Origin of the sequence: Pseudomonas syringae group sp. 247E2 (assembly GCF_032587795.1) — a bacterium.
Taxonomy (GTDB): Bacteria; Pseudomonadota; Gammaproteobacteria; order Pseudomonadales; family Pseudomonadaceae; genus Aquipseudomonas; species Aquipseudomonas amygdali.
Map to the genome: position 1 here is coordinate 259,155 of NZ_JAWHPK010000001.1, position 21,563 is coordinate 280,717.

A 21,563-nucleotide genomic window follows, 5' to 3' on the forward strand; every position below is an offset into this window, starting at 1 on the left:
TCGTTTTCATACCTGTTTGATTGCGGTTCGGCTGCGGGCTTTATCAGAACATCCCGCTCAGTGCGGCCTGTACGGCAGCAGCCGTCTTGTTGCAAACGCCCATTTTCTGAATGGCGCTGGCAATGTGAAAGTGGATGGTGCGCTCCTTCAGGCAGAGAATCATTGCGATATCGCCAGCTGTCTTGCCTTCGGCGGACCACTTGAGGACTTCAATTTCTCTCTGAGTCAGGTTTTTTGCTGGCGAGGGCTGTGAAAATTTTATTTCCATTGTGTTCATGTAGCCTCCTTGCAGTACGTGTCCAGACCTTGCTGTTCGTTTATCCAGTCTAGGAACAAAAACACCGCAAACTGCGCCTGCGCGCATTACCCGGACGGATGGGCTGATGGCAATTGGCAGCGTGTTATCGGCCTTTTGGCTGGAACCCCTGTGCAAGAGAGGTCGCGGCAATTTGCCCTGTAAAGCTTCGGTCAGGCATTTGCGGACTCAAGAACCAAATACTCTAAGCCACAGCGCCGCTGACCGGGTAATTCACCACAAACAGCCGGTGTTTATCGGGCCCGCTTTGCGGGACACTGGGTTCTGCTTTTCATATTCAGGAGTTCAAAGCACACCATGACCGTCAGTGACGACAAATTCACCCGACAGACACTGCAGCGTGTCACGCCGCTGACCACCAACCTGTTCACCCTGCGCACCACGCGCGACCCTGGTTTTCGCTTTCGGGCAGGACAGTTTGCGCGCCTCGGTGTGACCAAGGCCGACGGCACCACCGTATGGCGTGCCTACTCGATGGTGTCGTCACCGCACGACGAGTTTCTGGAGTTTTTTTCCATCGTGGTGCCGGATGGCGAATTCACCAGCGAACTGAGCCGTCTGCGCGAAGGCGACGAATTGATGGTGGAAAAACTGGCGTTTGGTTATTTGACCCTGGACCGTTTTGTCGATGGCCGCGACCTCTGGCTGTTATCCACAGGTACAGGTGTCGCGCCGTTTCTATCGATCCTTCAGGATTTCGAGGTCTGGGAGAAGTTCGAGCGGGTGATTCTGGTGTACAGCGTTCGTGAGTCCCGCGAACTGGCCTATCAGCAGTTGATTGGCGAACTGATGCAGCGTGAATATCTGGCTGAATACGCAGACAAGTTCCTGTTCCTACCGACTGTGACCCGCGAACAGCATCCGGGCGCACTAAGTGGCCGCATTACGCAGTTGATTGAAAACGGCGAGCTTGAGCGCGCTGCAGGCATCGCACTGACACCTGAGCATTCCCGGGTAATGCTGTGCGGCAACCCGCAGATGATCGACGACACACGCGCACTGCTCAAACAGCGTGACATGCGCCTGAGCCTGTCACGCAAGCCGGGGCAGGTTGCGGTGGAGACGTATTGGTAAGTGGGGAAGGCAGAACGCTCTGCGTCATACCTCATTGATGCGGCACGATGTTATGTCTTGCACGTATTCAGTGCTTATAGACGCGCTTTTTTATCACGATGGCACTGACGATGCAGAGTGCGACGTTAGTGACGGCTGAGTCCTGGCGCTGATCCGGGGGTAGCCTGGCAGGACGCCAGGCTAGCCGCACCGGGCCATGGATGGCCCGTTGCGGCGACCCCCGGATCAGTGACAGGGCGAAGGAACCCGACGAAGTCGGGCCGGAAACAGGAGCGAGGGGCTTTGGTTACTTTGGCCCCATCAAAGTAACTCGCCGAGGGGCGAAAAGGTGACTCGAGTCGAGCCTGAATCTCACTGAATCGCAGATCGGTGTGACGCGGAGCGTCACGAAATGCATTACCACGCGGAGCGTGGGAACGAGAATCAAGGTCGCACTCTGCGTCGTCTGTGCCACCGCGGTTGAAAAGCACTGCGTGGGGACGATACATCTCCTTAAGCGCTCCGGGCGTCAAATCAAAGCGGACGCGTAGGGTCTACAGTGACTGGCGCGGCCGGTTTGTTCTGTTCCTTGAGCAGGTCACGAATCTCGCTCAGCAGCACTTCCTGCTTGGAAGGCGTTGGTGGCAGGGTCGGTGCCTTGGCTTCTTCGCGCTTGAGGCGGTTGATGGCCTTGACGCCCATGAAGATCGCGAACGCGACGATAATGAAGTCGATAACCGTCTGGATGAACTTGCCATAAGCCAGCAGCACTGCCGGTGCCGTACCTTGCGCAGGGCGCAGGGTGATGGCCAGGTCACTGAAGTCCACGCCGCCGATCAGCAAGCCTAACGGTGGCATGATCACATCGCCGACGAACGACGAAACGATCTTGCCGAATGCCGCGCCAATGATGATACCGACGGCCATATCGACCACGTTACCTTTGACCGCGAAGGCCTTGAATTCGCTAAGTACGCTCATGGGTAATTCCTTGTTACAGATAAAAGTGATCCGGGAGAGTGTAGTCCAGCCTTACAGTTGTCGTCCGTTCTACGTTCAATCGACCGGAGCGGCCTGTGTAAGTTTTATCCGGTTTTGAAAGTCATGGTTCGCTGCGCAGGTAACTGCTGGCGCAACCTGCGTTATCATGGGCGTTTTTTACGACTGGGGTTGTCATGGCCAAGGCCAAACGCTTGTACGGCTGCACTGAGTGCGGCGCGACATTTCCCAAGTGGGCGGGCCAGTGCAGCGAATGCGGCGCCTGGAACACACTGGTCGAAACGATGATTGAGAGTGGCGCTGCTGCGCCGCCCACCGGGCGCACCGGCTGGACCGGTTCACAGGCGCAAATCAGAACCCTGGCAGAAGTCAGTGTCGAAGAGATTCCGCGCTTCTCCACCAACTCCACCGAGCTCGACCGAGTGCTGGGCGGCGGGCTGGTTGACGGCTCGGTGGTGCTGATTGGCGGCGACCCCGGCATCGGCAAGTCGACAATTCTGTTGCAGACACTGTGCAATATCGCCCAGCGCATGCCCGCGCTGTATGTCACCGGCGAGGAATCCCAGCAGCAGGTGGCCATGCGTGCCCGACGCCTGGGGCTGCCGCAGGACAAGCTGCGCGTCATGACTGAAACCTGTATCGAAACCATCATTGCCACTGCCAAGGTCGAGAAGCCCAAGGTCATGGTGATCGATTCGATCCAGACGATTTTCACCGAACAGTTGCAGTCAGCACCGGGCGGCGTGTCGCAGGTTCGTGAAAGCGCGGCCTTGCTGGTGCGCTACGCCAAACAGAGCGGCACGGCGATCTTTCTGGTTGGTCACGTCACTAAAGAGGGCGCGCTTGCCGGCCCGCGTGTGCTTGAGCACATGGTCGACACCGTATTGTATTTCGAGGGCGAGTCGGATGGCCGTCTGCGTCTGCTGCGGGCGGTGAAGAATCGCTTCGGCGCGGTGAACGAACTGGGCGTGTTCGGCATGACCGACAAGGGCCTGAAAGAAGTCTCCAACCCGTCGGCGATTTTTCTCACCCGTGCTCAGGAAGAAGTGCCGGGCAGTGTGGTCATGGCCACCTGGGAAGGCACGCGGCCGATGCTGGTGGAGGTTCAGGCGCTGGTGGACGACAGCCACATGTCCAACCCGCGTCGTGTAACGCTGGGTCTGGACCAGAACCGTCTGGCCATGCTCCTGGCGGTCCTGCATCGACATGGCGGTATTCCGACTCACGATCAGGACGTGTTTCTCAACGTAGTGGGCGGTGTGAAAGTGCTGGAAACCGCATCCGACCTGGCCTTGATGGCTGCGGTGATGTCCAGCCTGCGCAATCGTCCGCTGCCGCATGACTTGCTGGTGTTTGGCGAAGTGGGACTGTCGGGTGAGGTCAGGCCGGTGCCCAGCGGCCAGGAGCGCCTCAAGGAAGCCGCCAAGCATGGCTTCAAGCGGGCCATCGTACCTAAAGGCAATGCGCCGAAGGAAGCGCCACCCGGTTTGCAGATCATTGCCGTCACGCGTCTGGAGCAGGCACTGGATGCGTTGTTCGAATAACCTCGCCCCGAGGATTATCCCTGCAGTTCGATCAAGGCTGCCAGTTCCCGATCCAGTTCCTCGGGGTCTCCTAGGTTCAATTCGACCAGCCGCTTCAGGTGGCTGATTGACTCCAGCCCTATGTGCCGGCAAACGAATCCCAATTGGCGGCTGTTGTCATGGGTGATCTTGACATCCATTTTCACGTGGGCGTCGTTGCTTAGAATGATGTCGACTTCAAAGGGCTGCGTCTGATCACCGTTCCACGGATCAGGCCGCTCGATGAGCAACCCTTTCAGGGAAAGATCGACCAGTTGAACCTTCCAGGTCTGATCGCCTTGCTTCAAATCGGTTTTGGCGTCGAAGGCAATGCGCTTGAAACGACGGCGATCTGCAGGTGAGTCGGTCATCGAATGAACTCTCTTGTTGACCGCCACTGGGGGGGCAGCGGGCAGGTCGTTATCTGATCAATTCTGTTGTTCCTGCACGATAGACCTGAAAGCCATTACAGAACAGTTCCGCATCACTGTTTTGTGATCCGGCAACCATCTGTCGAGGCCATTCCAGCCCTCTATGCCGGGTATCTGCCGCAATTGATCAAATTTCGCTCTAGACCATGGTTGGGGGTGGTCTTTCGCTGATCCGGCGCTAAACTCGGACTGCTTGCCTTCTAGTCAACTCTGCTGGAATAAAAAATGAAAAATAATAATAGTCTGATGCGCCATGTTCCCTGGCTCATCGTCGCAATTGTCGGGGCATGTGCCCTTGGGGTCGTGGCCTTGCGTCGCGGAGAAGCGATCAACGCTTTGTGGATAGTGGTCGCTGCGGTGGCTATCTATCTGGTTGCCTATCGTTACTACAGTCTGTTCATTGCCACCCATGTCATGCAGCTCGATCCGTTGCGCGCGACACCGGCGGTGGTCAACAACGATGGTCTGGACTACGTGCCGACCAACAAACACATCCTTTTCGGTCATCACTTTGCTGCCATCGCCGGTGCAGGCCCGCTGGTCGGCCCGGTACTGGCCGCGCAAATGGGTTATCTGCCCGGTACGCTCTGGCTGATCGCCGGTGTGGTGCTGGCCGGTGCGGTACAGGATTTCATGATCCTGTTTCTCTCTACGCGCCGTGACGGTCGCTCGCTGGGCGACATGGTTCGCGAGGAAATGGGCCGTATTCCCGGCACCATCGCCCTGTTCGGCTGTTTCCTGATCATGATCATCATCCTGGCGGTGCTGGCGCTGATCGTGGTCAAGGCCTTGGCCGAGAGTCCGTGGGGCATGTTCACGGTCATGGCGACGATCCCGATCGCGATGTTCATGGGCATCTATATGCGCTACATCCGCCCGGGTCGTATCGGTGAAATCTCCATTATCGGTGTCATTCTGCTACTCGGTTCGATCTGGGTCGGCGGCATGGTAGCGGCCGATCCGACCTGGGGGCCGATGTTCACCTTCACCGGCGTGCAGATCACCTGGATGTTGGTGGGCTATGGTTTTGTAGCAGCAATGCTGCCGGTCTGGCTGCTGCTTGCGCCACGTGACTACCTGTCGACCTTCCTGAAAATCGGCACCATTCTGGCACTGGCAATCGGCATCCTGATTCTGGCGCCCGAGCTGAAAATGCCGGCCCTGACCCAGTTCACCAACGGCACAGGCCCGGTCTGGAAGGGCGCACTGTTCCCGTTCCTGTTCATCACTATCGCTTGCGGTGCGGTATCGGGTTTCCACGCGCTGATCTCTTCGGGCACCACGCCCAAGCTGCTGGATAACGAAAAGAACGCTCGTTACATCGGTTACGGCGGCATGCTGATGGAGTCGTTCGTGGCCATCATGGCAATGGTTGCCGCCTCGGTGATCGAGCCAGGCGTGTACTTCGCCATGAACAGCCCGGCTGCGGTGGTTGGCAGTGACGTGGTGACTGTCGCGCAGACTGTCTCCAGCTGGGGCTTTGCCATCACGCCGGAGCAATTGACTGCTGTTGCGAAAGACATTGGTGAAAACACTGTACTGGCGCGTGCCGGTGGTGCGCCGACGCTGGCGGTTGGTATCGCGCAGATCCTCCATCAGGTGCTGCCGGGTGAAAACACCATGGCGTTCTGGTACCACTTCGCGATTCTGTTCGAGGCGCTGTTCATTCTGACCGCAGTCGACGCCGGTACACGAGCCGGACGCTTCATGCTGCAGGATCTGCTGGGCAGTTTCGTTCCAGCCCTGAAACGTACCGAGTCGTGGACGGCCAATGCCATCGGTACCGGTGGTTGCGTGGCGCTATGGGGCTATCTGCTGTACCAAGGCGTAATCGACCCGCTGGGCGGGATCAATACCCTGTGGCCGCTGTTCGGCATCTCCAACCAGATGCTCGCCGGTATTGCCCTGATGCTGGCCAGCGTCGTGCTGATCAAGATGAAGCGTCAGCGCTATGTGTGGGTGACCATGCTGCCTGCCACCTGGCTGCTGATCTGCACCGTGACCGCTGGCCTGATCAAGCTGTTCGACGCCAATCCTGCGGTGGGCTTTCTGGCCCTGGCCAAGAAATACAGCGCGGCGGCGGATGCCGGCCAGATCCTGGCCCCGGCCAAGACCATGGACCAGATGCAGCATGTGATCTTCAACGCTTACACCAATGCCGGGCTGACCGTGCTGTTCCTGTTCGTGGTGTTCAGCATTCTGTTCTACGCCCTTAAAGTAGGCCGTGCAGCCTGGACCACCAAGGCGCGTACCGACAAGGAAGCTCCTTATCAGGCCATGCCGCCAGCGTCGCAGGTGTGATGATGGTTACCCACAGAGGATTTGCCCATGTTCAATGACCTGAGTCGCCTCGGGAAATACCTCGGTCAGGCCGCGCGTCTGATGGTGGGCATGCCTGACTACGACACGTACGTAGAGCACATGCAGAACACCCACCCGGACAAGCCGATGATGACCTACGAGCAGTTCTTCCGGGAGCGGCAAGAGGCACGTTACGGCGGCAAGGGCGGTCCGAAGTGCTGCTGATCCTCTGAACTGCGTTATTGTTTGATCCGACGCGCCGCAGGCCATCACCTGTGGCGCGTTTTCATTTCAGCTGAATGCATCACGCCAGGAGCCTTATGACTGAGTTGCAACCCATCCCCGTGACCGTGCTGACCGGTTTTCTGGGGGCAGGCAAAACCACTTTGCTGCGCCACCTGCTCAAGGCCGAGCACGGCCTGAAAATCGCCGTGATTGAAAACGAATTCAGCGATGCAGGTATCGACAGCCAGTTGCTCGGCACTGATCCCGTACAGATCATGACCCTGTCCAATGGCTGCGTGTGCTGCACCATCCACACCGACCTGACCAAGGCGCTCTACCTGTTGCTGGAGCGCCTGGACAGTGGCGAAATCGCTTTCGACCGACTGGTGATCGAATGCACCGGCCTGGCCGATCCTGCGCCGGTCGCCCAGACCTTTTTCATCGATGAAGAGCTGCGCGAGCGCTATATCCTCGACGGCATCATCACTCTGGTCGATGCTGCCCACGCCGATACCCACCTGGCGCAAACCATCGCCCAGGCGCAAATCGGCTTTGCCGACCGATTGCTGGTGAGCAAGCGTGATCTGGTCGACGACGCAACCTTCGATGCCCTCAGCGCACGCCTGACCCGCATCAACCGCCGCGCCCCGATCCGCATCGTCGAACATGGCAACATCGACCTTGCCGAACTGCTCGATGTGCGCGGCTTCAACCTCAACGCCGATCTCGGCGGCGGCATGATCCTGCGCCCACTGGCCCCGGTCGGCAATTCAGGCGACCGCATCACCAGCCTCGTCCTGCGCAGCGAAAAACCGCTGAACCTGGACCGCCTCAGCGAGTTCATGAACGAACTGCTGGAAGACCACGGCAAGCAACTGCTGCGCTACAAGGGCGTGCTCAACATCGAAGACGAACCGCGCAAGATGGTGTTTCAGGGCGTGCTCAAGCTGTACGGCTTTGACTGGGACACCGAGTGGGCCGAAGGCGAAAAACGCGAGAGCGTGATCGTGTTCATTGCCGATGAATTGCCGGAGGAGAAGATCCGGGCGGGGTTCGAGAGGGTATGCGGCTGAGAGGTCAGGCAGCGGCTGAGCTTCTGCCCATAGAGTGATCTGCCCAACAAAAAGCCCCGGCTCTCACGAGCCGGGGCTTTTTGGTACTGCGTTTAAACCAGGCTTATCAAGCGCCGTAAACCGGCAGCTTCGCGCAGATGGCCTTGACCTTCTCGCGAACGGCGTCGATCACCGCTTCGTTGTTCAGGTCAGCCAGGATGTCGCAGATCCAGCCCGCCAGTTCCTTGCACTCAGCTTCCTTGAAGCCGCGAGTGGTCACTGCCGGGGTGCCGAAGCGCAGGCCGGAGGTGACGAACGGGGAGCGTGGGTCGTTCGGTACGGAGTTCTTGTTGACGGTGATGAAGGCGCGACCCAGGGCGGCGTCGGCGTCTTTACCGGAGATTTCCTGCTTGATCAGCGACAGCAGGAACAGGTGGTTTTCAGTACCACCGGAAACCACGTCGAAGCCGCGCTCGATGAACACACCGGCCATTGCCTTGGCGTTCTTGACCACTTGTTGCTGGTAGGTCTTGAACTCAGGCTGCAGCGCTTCCTTGAAGCACACGGCCTTGGCTGCGATGACGTGCTCCAGCGGACCGCCCTGGGAGCCAGGGAATACCGCGGAGTTCAGCTTCTTCTCGATTTCGGCGTTGGTGCGCGCCAGGATCAGGCCGCCACGTGGACCGCGCAGGGTCTTGTGTGTGGTGGTGGTCACGACGTCGGCGAATGGCACCGGGTTCGGGTAGACGCCTGCGGCGACCAGACCGGCTACGTGAGCCATGTCGACGAACAGGTAGGCACCGACCTTGTCAGCGATTGCACGGAAGCGCGGGAAGTCGAGGATCTGCGAGTAGGCAGAGAAACCGGCGACGATCATTTTTGGCTTGTGCTCGACAGCCAGGCGCTCGACTTCGTCGTAGTCGATCATGCCGTTGGCATCGATACCGTACTGAACGGCGTTGTACAGCTTGCCCGAGGACGAAACACTGGCGCCGTGGGTCAGGTGACCACCGTGAGCCAGGCTCATGCCCAGAATGGTGTCGCCGCCTTGCAGCAGGGCCAGGTAGACCGCCGAGTTGGCTTGCGAACCCGCATGTGGCTGGACGTTGGCGTAATCAGCGCCGAACAGCTCCTTGGCGCGGTCGATGGCCAGTTGTTCGATAACGTCGACGTACTCGCAACCACCGTAGTAGCGCTTGCCTGGATAGCCTTCGGCGTACTTGTTGGTCAGGGCCGAGCCCTGAGCTTCCATGACGGCCGGACTGGTGTAGTTTTCCGAGGCAATCAGCTCGATGTGTTCTTCCTGACGCAGAGCTTCTTGCTCCATGGCGGCAAACAGATCGGCGTCGTACTTGGCGATAGTCAAATCACGGCTGAACATGGCAGTCCTCAAGGGGGCATGGCGGAAAAGGCGGGTATTCTACCCCATCGGGTTTTATCTGGCATATGAAAGGCAGTCATCTTGACCAGTGACGCCGTTCACGCGGGTTTCGACAAGGCCTGAAATCATGGACGTGCCGCAGGCGCAAGGCTCGTTCTGTGGGGGGCTCACCCACATGAGAGGGTCGAGATTGGTTTAGTCATCGGCGGCGTGAACCGGGCACATCCACTCGAATTTTCAGCGATCACGCATCTATTTACCTTCAACTGCCGGAACCGTTCCGGGCCGGACGACACTCAGTCGGTCTGTTGCCCATATCCACCGACAGTAGGTAAAAACGCCATGATGCCCTCTCAGATCACGCGCTCCTCTCATTCCTCATTGCCGGAGGTTGCTCCTGCGTCCGGCGATGCAACCGGCGTTAGTGAGCCAACTCCGCAGCAGGCTCGTACCGTAGCGTTTTTTGCCTCCGGCGAGCTGGCCGTGGCATTTGGTCGCACCTCGGCTGCGCCAGCGCAGGACGCTGTGCGTCTGTTGTCTGCTCTTCAGCGTGAGCTGGATAAACAGCATCCGTCCTGGCACACCGTTGCTCAACTCTGTCAGAGCCTCGCCGAGGTCGGCACGACCGAGCAGGGCTGGCATCAACTGGCAAGCGAGGATCAGGTGCCGGCGCTGAGAGAACTGCTTGACCGTTGTACTCACCGGCTGGCCGATATGCCGGCTGCTCACGCATCTCACGACTCGCTGTCGCAGGCCTGTGAAGGGCTCAGGACGGCGCGGCTGCACCAATCCGTCGCTCGTTTGACTGCCCGACCGTCCGTCCTGGCCCGGGCGATTGCGGATCTGCTGACGTTGACTCATCTGGATCCCGAGACGCTGGGCGCAGAGCCCCCCGTTGTTTCGTCTTACACGCTCTTCAGTCATTTCGTTCGCACGGCCAAGCAGCGTACGGCGGATTTGAATGACAACCTTCAGCGTCAACCCGACGCGGTCGTCAGTCTGCTGCGCTCACATGCCGACACGCTCAATGATCTGGAGATGTTGCCGGGCGCATTGCAGGCATTGACCGAAAATTGCCAGGACGCGCCAGCCCGCAATGAATTGCGCGAGCTGGCGGAAGTAGCGGGGGCGCTGCTGCAGCTATTGCGCGAACACGATCTTTTGCCGAGGCTGGAGGAAATCTCCATCGAGCCAGGTGAAGCACCTGCACCTGGCCACGAGCCTGCGGAGCCCAGGCTGACCACACGCCAGGCATTGCTCAAGGTCGGCGGCAATCTGGTGCGCAAGTTTGATGCCTACGGGGCGCTCGCGCCGATGGATGACAAGGCGTTGCTGGCTTTGATGCGCACCCCGGCGCCACACCTGTCGCCCGATCAGATGCATGCCTTCCTGAACAAGCATGTGCTGCATCTCACGCAAGAACAACGCGATATCGTCAGCAATACCCCGCTGCCCTTCGCCCCTGAAGAAGACATTGAGGCCAGGTGCGGCATGGGTTTCGATGAAAAACTGCGGTTGGCGCTGGCCAACGGTTCGCTGGTGTTGAGCGAGGAGCAACTGGCCCGTCTTGGTGATTTGCCAAGTGCCGCTACCACGACGTCCGACGTTGTGCAGACGCTGCTTGAAAAGCCATCGTCTGCGCTGAGCGAAGCCGAGCGTGACATGTTGGGCGCAATCGTTCAGGCCAATGCTCAGGGGCAACTCGACGCCTGGCGCGCTCACAACGAACAGTTGCCAGCAGTGTTGAGCCGCTCGGGGCTGCCCTCTGATGTGAAAGACGAGTTGCTCAGCCTCAACAAAAGCATGAATGCCGAACTGGGCACGCTCAAAAACGGTGCCTCGCTCAAGAGTCGCGTCCTTGCAAGCCCGGCGATGCTGCTCGCGCTGGCACCCTTGCCACTGGCCGTGGCGTTCGTCAGCAAGGACAACTCCTACAGCTCATCGCTGGTTGCCCACTTCACCAAGAACGCGGTGTTCATGGCTGGCCTGATGATGAACGAGCTGACCAACGCGCGGACCAATGTCGATCACGGCCTGAACCGCTACTTCGTCACCGTGCTGGCCAACGCCATCGTGGCGCAGCCCACCTTTGCCAGGAACGAACACCTGCTGGAGCAGGTTGGCTTCGGTATCGCAACGGCCGTGGCATCGGGCGCAGCCACGCTGGGCGTATTCAACCGTGAATCGATCGTCGCTGCCTTCAAGCTCGCCAAGAGCAAGCTTTCCAGGCAAGACACCGGGAACGCCCGCATCCCGGAGGAAGACCATCTGGCCGTGGTCAACCATTTCGACGTCAGCGAGCATTTTGCCCAGCAGATGAAAGTGGCGACCGAATTGTACAAGCAAGACAAAAGCATCACCGACATCATGAACTCGAGCCTGACATACCTGGGCACCAAAAGCAGCGAGTTCCAGGCCAGGTTCGAAGTCGCCGATGCCCTGCGCGCAGGGCTGCAACTGGCCGAGGGGGAGCGCAAGGCGGACCCTGACTTCTACACCAAGCTGGGCCTGGTGGCCTTGACGGCGAGTATCGGTGCGGCGCTGGTGATGTTGATGAAAAGCATGGTCGGCAAAGCCGATTACGCGGCGGATGGCGTCTGGTGCGTATCGGAGATGCTCAAACTGGCCATGAACCCTGAAGTCGATATGCAAAAGGCGGTTCAGGTCTTCAAGGAAATCGTCGGTCTGAATCTGGTGATGACGGGGTTTCTGGGCGTCAACAAAGTCTGGAATTTTCTCGACAAGGGGATCAAAGGCTACGCCTCCGGTGCTGCGGTCCTGACCGCAGCCAACCTCACACTTCCCGGTATGGTTGGAGAAGTGGCTGGCGCAGCAGCCGGCAAGGGGTTGAGCTACCTGACTGACAAAGGCAAGGCGGCGCATCAGGCCGGCAGGGCGGCAGCGTCCTGGGCCGGAGATTACGTCAGCACCTCGCGTTTGGGGAGCGCGGTCGGCACCCTGCAAACGGCAATTCCGGGCAGGATTGCAGGCGGGCAGGTAGTGGCGGGTCTCTACGACCGCTTCCGGTACCTGACCTGGTCGCACCCGGCGCCTGCACCGCAAGCGGCTGGCGAGCCATAAGTCTGTAGCCGGTAGACCGCCGCCAGCAACGCAGGCGGTGGTCTTGCCTGGCTTACCACCATCAGCCAATAATCCCTTCCACCTTGTTCAAGGCTTCGACGACCTGACAGGAAACACTGTCCAGGGACGTTGTATCGCTGATCATGCTACCCCCTTGTGTTCTTTGTTATGGGAGAGCGCTCGCTGTCATAGACGCTGTGCGAGGCAGTGGCTCAAGTCTACTCATATTCAAGGGTTCGGCTATCGTTCAAATGGACGATGGCCGGGTCGCAAGGCTCGCCCTCAATCCAGCATGAACAGCGCATCATTGCTGAATTGCGCTTCGAACTGGCTTGCTGGCATCGGGCGGCCGAACAGGTAGCCCTGGACTTCGTCGCAGTCGTGTTCGCGAAGAAACTCCAGTTGCTCGTGGGTTTCTACGCCTTCGGCGATGACCGAGAGGTTCAGGCTGTGGGCCATGGCGATGATGGCGCGAGCGATCTGGGCGTCCTGTTCGCCCGACGGAAGGCCGTCGACGAAGGTGCGGTCGATCTTCAGTACGTCGATCGGGAACTGTTTGAGGTAATTCAGCGACGAGTAGCCTGTGCCGAAGTCATCGACAGCGATACTCAGGCCAAGGTTTTTGAGGCCGTCGAGGATCTGCATGGCTTCGTTGACCTCGCGCATCAGGATGCTTTCGGTCAGTTCCAGCTCCAGGCAGGCAGGTGACAGGCCGGTCTGCTCCAGGATGTTGGCGATGCGCTTGCCGAGCTGGCCGTCCGAGAACTGTCGCGCCGAGATGTTGACCGACACTTTCGGAACGCGAACCCGCGCCTGATGCCACTGTTTGAGCTGACGGCACGCTTCAGTGAGCACCCAGTCGCCGACTTCCACCACCAGCCCGAGCTCTTCGAGCACCGGGATGAAGTCGTTGGGCGGAACCAGCCCGCGGCGTGGATGGCGCCAGCGCAACAAGGCTTCCGCACCGGTCAGGCGCTTGCCGTCGCCGCTGAACTGCGGCTGGTAATAGAGGGTGAACTCCTGCTGTTCCAGGGCATGCCGCAAGTCGCTTTCCAGCTCCAGACGCTCCAGAGCGGTCGCGTTCATGTCCGCCTGATAGAACTGGAAGTTGTTCTTGCCACGTTCTTTGGCGTGGTACATCGCCGTGTCGGCGTTCTTCATCAACTGGCTCAGTTCCTTGCCGTCCTGCGGACTGAGTGCGATGCCGATGCTGGCAGTGACAAAGAACTCGCGGCCTTCAAGCACAAACGGCGTTACCAGACTGGTCAGAATCCGCTCGGCCACGTGAATGGCGCGAGTCAGTGCGGCTTCGCGCGAGGTGTCCGGCTGCAGCAACAGGGTGAACTCATCCCCGCCCATACGCGCCACGGTGTCATCGGAAGACACGCAGGCGAGTAGCCGCGTGGCCATTTCCTGAAGCATCCGGTCGCCAGCGGCATGGCCCAGAGAGTCATTGATCGGTTTGAAGCGGTCCAGGTCGAGAAACATCAGCACCACCCAGGCCTGTTGGCGCTCGGCGTGTTGCAGCGCCGAATGCAGGCGGTCCTGAAACAGGGTGCGATTGGGCAGGTGAGTCAGGGCGTCGTAGTAGGCCAGACGGTGGATACGGTCTTCACTGGCCTTGCGCTCGCTGATATCGCTGAAAAAGCACACATAACTCGCCAGATCGCCTTCATCGTCGAGCACTGCGGTAATGCCGACCCAGGCCGGGTAGTGTTCGCCGTTACGGCGCTTGAGCCTGATTTCACCTTCCCAGGTGCCTTGGCCGTTCAATTGTTTGAGGATGTAGCGCAAGTGGTTTTCCTGTTCCGATTCCACCGTGAGCATGCCCGGTAGCTGGTCGAGCACCTGGGCAACTTCATAGCCGCTGACGCGGGTGAACGCCTCGTTGGCCTGAACGATGTAGCCGGCAGGGTCGGTAATGAGGATCGCCGATGTCGAGTGTTCAAATACGGTGGCGGCCATGCGCAGGTCTTTTTCTGCCCGACGCTGCTGGCTGATGTCCCGGCCGACCCCGAAGATGCCCTCGAAATTGCCGTTTTCGTCCCACACCAGAACCACCCGCAATTCCACCGGGATTTTGCGACCGTCTGCACGCAGGCAGTCGAACAGAAACATTCTGGTCGTCACCTCTTCGCGCAATCTGGCGAGTTCCTGAGGTTTGTGCAGCACCTTGCCGATGCGGCTGATGAGCGCATCGAAACCGATCACTTGTTGAGGGTTGGCAATGACGGCGGACCAGCCGTTCTGGAGAATCCATTCGGCGCTGTACCCCAGCGCGCGTTCCACCGAGGGGCTGACGTAATTGACTGCCAACTGGCCATCCGTGGAAAAGATCACATCGCTGATGCTTTCAGCGAGCATCCGGTAACGCTGTTCGCTGTCACGCAGCGACTGGCTGGACGCGACCTGCTCGGTAATGTCCTTGGCGATGCCGATGATGCGGGTGACCAGGTTTTCTGCGTCCCAGGCCAGCGCCTGCTCGCGCACATCGAAGCAGCGCCAGTTGTTCTCGCGATCCCGAAAGCGCAGCACGCATTGCAATAACTCGTTATGGCCGTGATGGCGCTGGCGCAGGCGCATGTCCTGATAGCTTCTGGCGTCGTCGGGGTGCAGCAGGATTTCCCAGAAGAACTCGCCCATGGCGCGCAGCTCGGATTTGCTGTAGCCCAGCGTGTAGCCGAAATGGTGGTTGCTGTAGATCACTCGCTGGCTGAGTACGTCCTGAACGTACAGGTGGTCCGGCACGGTTCGCACCACGTCGGACCAAAAGCTCTCGCGGTCCAGCAAGGACAGCTCGATCTGTTTGCGGCTGGTGATATCGCCGATGCTGAGAATAACGGCATCGAAGTCGCTACGTGACTCGGGCAGGCGCATGACCAGCCATAGATGCTGGTCCTGGCCGCTCGCGCGTGTCAGGCATATTTCCAGTTCCAGCCTGGGCAGCCCGGCGAGAACAGCCTGAATAACCTGAACGCCGATGCCGGGGCGCGAGCGCGATTCGCCCTCGATCAACGGCTGCCACGCCTGTTCACTGTGTTCTATTTCCAGCAGGCCCAGAGCAACTTCGTTGAGTTCGTTGATTCGCAACTGCTGCAACAGTCTTTTCAGCGAGGCAGGCTGGCTTTTGAGCAGAAGTTCGAAGTCTTCGTCCGTTCTGACTTGGAGTGCTTCCAGTTGCTCTTGCAGACCCGACATGTCCATGACGCAGATCGCAACGCCCGCACCCTCGAAGATATCGCGATAGCGGCGGCGGCTTTGCAGCATCTGGCGCTGGCGTTTGCGCAGGCTCATCAGCGCGATCAGTGGCAGGATCGACAGCAGCAGGCCGATCAGACACTTGCCGATCAGAGGCGCAAGCAGCTCGCTGCGGGCCTTGTAGGCATCGAACAGGCCTCGCAGTTGCCAGTCGCTGTTACTCAGTGGCTGAAGCAGAACGGTATCGGAAAGACCGCTGTCCGCCTCGTTGGAGGGTGCCGGTTCACGGAGGAGAACCCGTTGGGTCTTGCGTTGCTCCAGGCGCCAGATATGTTGAAAGTCCTGAGCTGGCTGGCTTGCCAGGTCCTTCAAGGCGTCGGGTGCCATGCGTAGCGCCCAGTAATCGCCGCTAACGCCACCGCCTTGGCGAATCAGTATATAAATCTGTTTGACGTCTTCGGTGCCGGTGTAGAAATAGGGGTGGCCTTGGGCCTTTTTCATGGCCTGTCGGAGAAACTCTCCGTCGCGGGATGCCTCGGCGCTGTCACCGACAATGTCACCCGTCGGGTTTAGCCGCGCGGCGCTGCGCAGCGCGGGCAGGGCAGTACGCAGGCTTGCCAGTGCCGTCGGCTGCTCCAGCCGGTCTCCGGAGGATTGCGCCTCGTCCAGCAGGTTCATGGCGATTTGCGCCTTGAGTGCCATGTTCAGACTCATCCGGTCAGAAAGCTGGATGCTGTACTCCAGGCTGCGCTGACGCTGGCGTTCCTGAGTCTGATGAAACTGCTCGATCAATTGCCAGAACAGCAGTGCAAGCACCACCAACACCAGCGCGGCCAATATACCTTTCACTGAGCCGCGCAAAGGCCTGGTCGCACTGTCTGTAGCGACACTGGATGACGGCAGAGGCGTTGAAGTGGGCAAATCGTTGTTCCTGACTGCTGGACTGAAGCAGCGATGCTTTATGTAAAATGAGCAGGCCGCCCAAAGAGGGCGGCTAGCATGCCTTTACTTGTGGCAGAGTGCCAGCCCCATTGGGCCGGATCGTTTGCCCTGCACGCTGCATTCGGGTAGCTTTGCGCAACGCGTGGTATCCACCGACTCCTGCATGAGTGACTCCACTTTTTGCAATATCGACCAGGCTTTATATGTGTCAGCACGGCCCCGATCTGTTTCTGCCTGGGTTCATTCAAGGCTCGGAACGGTCTCGCGGCAAGTCTTGCGGACAAATAAAAGCTTTTTTCCGGCCGGAGCTTTAAGCTCGCGTTCTAAATCGGTCCTCATCACAGACGCTAGGTTTTCATTTCATGGCTCAATACGTCTACACCATGCATCGGCTGAGCAAAGTTGTGCCGCCGAAGCGTGAAATCCTGAAAAACATCTCTCTGTCTTTCTTCCCCGGCGCCAAGATCGGCGTGTTGGGTCTCAACGGTTCGGGCAAGTCCACGCTGTTGAAAATCATGGCTGGCGTCGACACCGAGTTTGACGGCGAAGCACGTCCGATGCCCGAGCTTAATGTGGGTTATCTGCCGCAAGAGCCACAACTTGACCCGAACAAGACGGTCCGTGAAGTGGTTGAAGAGGCGGTCAGCGTCATCAAGGACGCCCAGGCGCGTCTTGATCAGGTTTACGCCGAATATGCCGAGCCGGACGCTGATTTCGATAAGCTGGCAGCCGAGCAGGCCAAGCTTGAAGCGATCCTGCAGGCCAGCGACGGTCATAACCTGGAACGCCAGCTGGAAGTAGCCGCCGACGCACTGCGTCTGCCCGCCTGGGATGCGAAGGTTTCGGTCCTGTCAGGTGGTGAAAAACGCCGTGTTGCGCTGTGCCGCCTGTTGCTCTCTGCACCGGACATGCTGCTGCTCGACGAACCGACCAACCATCTGGATGCCGACTCTGTCGCCTGGCTGGAGCATTTCCTGCACGACTTCCCGGGCACCGTGGTTGCGATCACGCACGACCGTTACTTCCTGGATAACGTAGCCGGCTGGATTCTGGAACTCGACCGCGGTGCGGGTATTCCTTACGAGGGTAATTATTCCGGCTGGCTTGAAGCCAAGTCCGACCGTCTGGCTCAGGAGTCCAAGCAACAGACCGCCCACGAAAAGGCCATGAAAGACGAGCTGGAATGGGTCCGCAAGGGCGCCAAGGCGCGTCAGTCCAAATCCAAGGCGCGTCTGCAACGCTTCGAAGAAATGCAGTCGCAGGAATTCCAGAAGCGCAGTGAGACCAACGAGATCTATATCCCGGCCGGTCCGCGTCTGGGCGACAAGGTCATCGAGTTCAAGAACGTTACCAAGGGCTACGGCGACCGTGTGTTGATCGACAATCTGTCGTTCTCCATGCCTAAAGGCGCCATCGTTGGCGTGATCGGTGGTAACGGTGCCGGTAAATCGACCCTGTTCCGTATGCTGATGGGTAAGGAACAGCCGGATTCGGGCAGCATCGAAGTCGGTGAAACCGTACAGCTGGCCTGCGTGGACCAGAGCCGCGATGACCTGGACGGCAGCAAATCGGTGTTTCAGGCGGTGTCCGACGGTTCCGATGTGATCCGTATCGGCAACTATGAAATCCCGTCGCGCACCTACGTTGGCCGCTTCAACTTCAAGGGTGGCGATCAGCAGAAGTTCGTCAAGGACCTGTCTGGTGGTGAGCGTGGCCGTCTGCATCTGGCGCTGACCCTGAAAGAGGGCGGCAACGTGCTGCTGCTCGACGAACCGTCAAACGACCTTGACGTTGAAACCCTTCGTTCGCTGGAGGAAGCGCTGCTGGACTTCCCGGGCGCCGCCATTGTGATCTCCCACGATCGGTGGTTCCTTGACCGTGTGGCGACGCATATCCTGGCGTACGAAGACGATTCGCAAGCGATCTTCTTCGAGGGTAACTACACCGAGTATGAAGCGGATCGCAAGAAACGTCTGGGCGAAGCCGCTGCCCAGCCGCATCGTGTGCGTCACAAGAAGCTGGCCTGATCAGCGTTTAGGCACGCGCCGTTCCTGATCGGGAACGGCGCTGCCGTTATTGTTCATCAGCACGCTTTAAGCATCCGGCTCGATCAGCAGTATTTCAATCGACTGATTTCCCGCCGGCCGCTCCCACACCACTTCATCGCCTTTCTGCGCACCGATCAATGCACGTCCCAGCGGCGAGCCCCAGTTGATCAGCCCTTTGGCGGCATCCGCCTGATCCTCCCCGACCAGATGCACGCGCTGGCGGTTGTCTTCTTCATCCGCGAACGTGACCCAACTGCCAATTTGTACTTTTTCGGTCGACACGGCCGTCGTCACAACCTGCGCACTTTGCAGGCGCTGGGTGTAGTAACGCAGGTCGCGTTCAAGGTCAGCCTGGCGCTGTTTATCGGCGGCGTCTCCCAACGCAGTTTGCGCACTGTGCTGCGCCTGCAGGCTGCTGACGTGCTTCTTGAGCAACTTCAGGCCCTCGGCGGTGACGTAATTGGTCTGTGCGCTGACCAGCCGCTCTACCGGTTGCTCGGCATCGGCGGCAGCGTTGTCTTCGTTTACAAATGCGCGGCTCATGAGGTGTCCTCCCTAATGAGCTTTGGGCCACAAGAGGGCATCATTGGTTTCGTCGATCTTCCCGCGTGCGTCAGTTTGGGCGATAGGCCTTGGCTGCACTGCGGGTCTTTTCCCGCTCCCAGGCACGGTCACGATCGTTGAAGACCTGGCCGGGGTCGAGTCGGTCGCGGTTATCCTGCGAGGCCTGACACTGGCGAAAACCGTCAGTCCAGCCTTGGGCGTAGAGCTTGTCCTTCAGATAGCGGGGTACGTTTTTTCTGAATTGACCGGTGCTGGCACCTGCTGCGTCCCTGCCACTGCTGCAACCATCCTGATAACCGTCTGCAAAACCCGGCGGATAACCCTCGGCCAACATCTGGTCACGGGTGGACTGACAACCTGCCAGCACGATGGCCAGCGACAACAACACCCAATACCGCTTCATGGTGGTTCCCTCTACTTATGAGAGGAGTCTAGAAGGTAATTTGTGAGTTATTTGTAAAAGCGATGTAGGGAATAGGTGATGGCAGCGTGCCTTTTTTTTGAGGCAGCGCCGCCCGCAGTTTTTGCACTTATCCTGTCAGTAGTGATACCACTTCACCTCAAGCATCACTTCGTTCTGCGGCGAGCTCATCTGGCTGAACTCGCGTTGGGCACTCAGGCGCAAACCGAGATTGCGCGACAGCTCCCACTGCTGATTGAGGCTGACGCTGCGGCGTACTTCGCCGTTGGTGAAGTAGTCGCCCTTGGCTTCCAGGCTCAGGTTGCCCAGCGGGTTGCGCCACAGTAAGCCAGTGTTGAAACCAGCAGCGGGAGAGATGAATTCGGCGAAGTCGTTGTTGTGCTCGACCCTTACAGTGCCCAGCGCAAAGCCCAGCACTTCGTCGCCCAATTGCCAGGTACCGCCGCCACCACCGTTGACATGGCTGACAAGGTTTTCATCGCCATGTTTGCCAAGTACCCGTTCCAGCCCGCCGGTAACTTGCCATGACCAGGGTTTCAGCAGCTCGGTACGCGGGGTCAGGGAGCGAATGGTGGCCAGGTCCAACTGCTGAACTTGCCAGTCGTTACCTTCGTATTGGCGCACCTTGAGCTGAAGAATCTCGATCTGCGCACCCAGCGGAAAGCCGTAAGCGTTGTCGTTCAGGTCGTGATAGGCCATGCGCAGGCCATATTCGGCGAACGCTTTGTCACCGCGTGTGCCCGCACCCAGTTGCCAGGTACGTGATTCGTGGCCTTCTTCCGGCAGGCCGGGGCGCGGGATGTCCAGCTGTGGCGGCGGGTTCTGATTGATCGCCTGCAGCAACTCGAAACTGCGTTGCGAGCGCTGCGTGTCGCGTTCAAGCCCGTTGGCGCGGTAGCGCTCCAGACGGTAGGCCGCGTCCTGAATCAACGCGCGTCGTTCTTTCGGCTGGGCGAGGTACTCGCTGTTTTGCAGTTGTTTCTGATCGGCGCTGACTTTCAGCACCCACTGTTGTTCGTCGGCATCAAGGGGCTCGGCGCGGCTCAGCAATTCCCGCTCGCGAGAAGGGCGATAGTCGATCTTTTCCACAAGCCCTGCGGCCTTGATCGCCTTGACCGTATCGGTCGGGATCGCAGTCAGGCCGAATTGCTCGGTGAGATTCAGCCCGGGTCGTGCGACCTGCAGCAATTCCAGCAGACGGTACGAGCAGTTTTCGTCGAAGAAGAAATAGCTGAAGCGAATCTGTTTCAATTCCCAGACATGTTCAACCATGCGCCCGGTTTCTTCCGGGGTAAGGTTCAGACGGTATTCCCACAGGTCACGGTTTTCCAGGCTGCGGTATTCCGAGAGCTTTTCCTGATAGGGCACCAGTGCGAACAAGCCCGGATAGCCGCCAGCCAAGCCTTTCCAGGCATACAGAATGCTGTTGTCCATGCCTTCGATGTAGGCACCGAAGTTGATCGCATAGCTGAGTAACGTGGTGTTGTTGGTTTTCGCGCTGGCCGGATCGATGCGCAGTAACGTGTGGCCGAACATCGACGAGGGGCTGTTGAGGTACGCGGCCGGAAAAATCAGCACGGTGCTGTCTGGTGCCACATCCTTGTACCAGGCCTTGAACTCTTTGCAGTCCGGCGTGGGCAGGTCAGTCAGTTGCAACTGGTCGCGCAGCCAGCGGGTGCGTGCCGGGTACACGCACTGGGCGTGGGTCTGTTCGTTGGTTACGGGGGCGTATATGGCGTCAAGTGTCGCGCTCAATTCCGCCTTCGGGTCGTGTGCACCGTCCGCAGCGAGAAAGAATTTCGGGTCTGTCACATAGCTGCGCCAACCGCCGAGCTTGCCTGCCTCGTAGTGACCCAGTGAAATCCAGAACGGCTCATTGGCCAATTGCTGCAAACGGTCAGCGGTAGCATGAGGTGCCGCAGACAAGGGGGCACAGACAAACAGCGCCAGCGAGACAAGACGTTTGAGCATAGAGGGCAACTAGTCAAG

At 59.1% G+C, this 21,563-nt stretch carries 14 protein-coding genes and 1 pseudogene; 7 read left to right on the plus strand and 8 right to left on the minus strand.

The window, feature by feature from the left end; all coding sequences use genetic code 11:
- Nucleotides 1-43: 43 nt before the first annotated feature.
- Entirely contained in the window at nucleotides 44-277 is a 234-nt protein-coding gene (locus RYC18_RS01285; RefSeq protein ID WP_005745352.1) for a helix-turn-helix domain-containing protein, read from the minus strand.
- A 336-nt stretch (nucleotides 278-613) separates the two neighbouring features.
- On the opposite strand from RYC18_RS01285, the gene RYC18_RS01290 reads away from it, so the two are divergent.
- On the plus strand, nucleotides 614-1,390 hold the full coding sequence (locus RYC18_RS01290) for a ferredoxin--NADP reductase (RefSeq protein ID WP_004655524.1): 777 nt from the start codon (nucleotides 614-616) through the stop codon (nucleotides 1,388-1,390).
- Between the two features lie 513 nt (nucleotides 1,391-1,903).
- On the opposite strand, the gene mscL is transcribed toward RYC18_RS01290, so the two are convergent.
- Complete coding sequence (gene mscL / locus RYC18_RS01295; RefSeq protein ID WP_002555236.1) at nucleotides 1,904-2,350, minus strand: large-conductance mechanosensitive channel protein MscL; 447 nt, start codon at nucleotides 2,348-2,350, stop codon at nucleotides 1,904-1,906.
- Nucleotides 2,351-2,544: 194 nt separating this feature from the next.
- Between mscL and radA the strand changes: the two genes are divergently transcribed.
- Nucleotides 2,545-3,912: a DNA repair protein RadA gene (gene radA, locus RYC18_RS01300; protein WP_002555235.1), complete on the plus strand. Its 1,368-nt coding sequence runs from the start codon at nucleotides 2,545-2,547 to the stop codon at nucleotides 3,910-3,912.
- A 14-nt stretch (nucleotides 3,913-3,926) separates the two neighbouring features.
- Here the strand turns inward: radA and RYC18_RS01305 are convergent, their stop codons facing one another.
- Entirely contained in the window at nucleotides 3,927-4,301 is a 375-nt protein-coding gene (locus RYC18_RS01305) for a PilZ domain-containing protein (protein ID WP_005745351.1), read from the minus strand.
- Between the two features lie 285 nt (nucleotides 4,302-4,586).
- Here RYC18_RS01305 and RYC18_RS01310 point away from each other — a divergent pair, with 285 nt between their 5' ends.
- The 3 genes from RYC18_RS01310 (at nucleotide 4,587) to yjiA (ending at nucleotide 7,960) form a co-directional block, all read left to right on the plus strand.
- Nucleotides 4,587-6,662 carry a carbon starvation CstA family protein gene (locus tag RYC18_RS01310; protein WP_316882154.1) on the plus strand — a complete coding sequence of 692 codons (2,076 nt, stop codon included), beginning with the start codon at nucleotides 4,587-4,589 and terminating at the stop codon, nucleotides 6,660-6,662.
- Nucleotides 6,663-6,689: 27 nt separating this feature from the next.
- A complete protein-coding gene (locus RYC18_RS01315; RefSeq protein ID WP_002555232.1) occupies nucleotides 6,690-6,887 on the plus strand; it encodes a YbdD/YjiX family protein in 198 nt (65 codons plus the stop codon).
- Nucleotides 6,888-6,982: 95 nt separating this feature from the next.
- On the plus strand, nucleotides 6,983-7,960 hold the full coding sequence (gene yjiA, locus RYC18_RS01320; RefSeq protein ID WP_044321032.1) for a GTPase: 978 nt from the start codon (nucleotides 6,983-6,985) through the stop codon (nucleotides 7,958-7,960).
- Nucleotides 7,961-8,066: 106 nt separating this feature from the next.
- Here yjiA and glyA read toward each other — a convergent pair whose 3' ends face one another.
- A complete protein-coding gene (gene glyA, locus RYC18_RS01325) occupies nucleotides 8,067-9,320 on the minus strand; it encodes a serine hydroxymethyltransferase (protein WP_316882211.1) in 1,254 nt (417 codons plus the stop codon).
- 342 nt (nucleotides 9,321-9,662) lie between these two features.
- Here glyA and RYC18_RS01330 point away from each other — a divergent pair, with 342 nt between their 5' ends.
- The gene (locus RYC18_RS01330) at nucleotides 9,663-12,401 is read left to right on the plus strand and encodes a HopW family type III effector protein (RefSeq protein ID WP_316882214.1); all 2,739 of its coding nucleotides are present in this window, start codon (nucleotides 9,663-9,665) and stop codon (nucleotides 12,399-12,401) included.
- 282 nt (nucleotides 12,402-12,683) lie between these two features.
- Here RYC18_RS01330 and RYC18_RS01335 read toward each other — a convergent pair.
- Nucleotides 12,684-15,662, minus strand: a pseudogene (locus RYC18_RS01335) (EAL domain-containing protein); the annotation flags it as partial.
- A 1,241-nt stretch (nucleotides 15,663-16,903) separates the two neighbouring features.
- Here RYC18_RS01335 and ettA point away from each other — a divergent pair.
- Entirely contained in the window at nucleotides 16,904-18,568 is a 1,665-nt protein-coding gene (ettA, locus tag RYC18_RS01340; RefSeq protein WP_003368689.1) for an energy-dependent translational throttle protein EttA, read from the plus strand.
- 66 nt (nucleotides 18,569-18,634) lie between these two features.
- Here the strand turns inward: ettA and RYC18_RS01345 are convergent, their stop codons facing one another.
- The 3 genes from RYC18_RS01345 to RYC18_RS01355 all read right to left on the minus strand — a co-directional run bounded on the left by RYC18_RS01345 (nucleotide 18,635) and on the right by RYC18_RS01355 (nucleotide 21,545).
- The gene (locus RYC18_RS01345; RefSeq protein WP_004655509.1) at nucleotides 18,635-19,132 is read right to left on the minus strand and encodes a GreA/GreB family elongation factor; all 498 of its coding nucleotides are present in this window, start codon (nucleotides 19,130-19,132) and stop codon (nucleotides 18,635-18,637) included.
- Nucleotides 19,133-19,202: 70 nt separating this feature from the next.
- Entirely contained in the window at nucleotides 19,203-19,556 is a 354-nt protein-coding gene (locus RYC18_RS01350) for a hypothetical protein (protein ID WP_002555223.1), read from the minus strand.
- 135 nt (nucleotides 19,557-19,691) lie between these two features.
- Nucleotides 19,692-21,545, minus strand: coding sequence for a DUF4105 domain-containing protein (locus tag RYC18_RS01355; RefSeq protein ID WP_005745344.1), 1,854 nt, complete (start codon nucleotides 21,543-21,545; stop codon nucleotides 19,692-19,694).
- Nucleotides 21,546-21,563 lie beyond the last annotated feature (18 nt).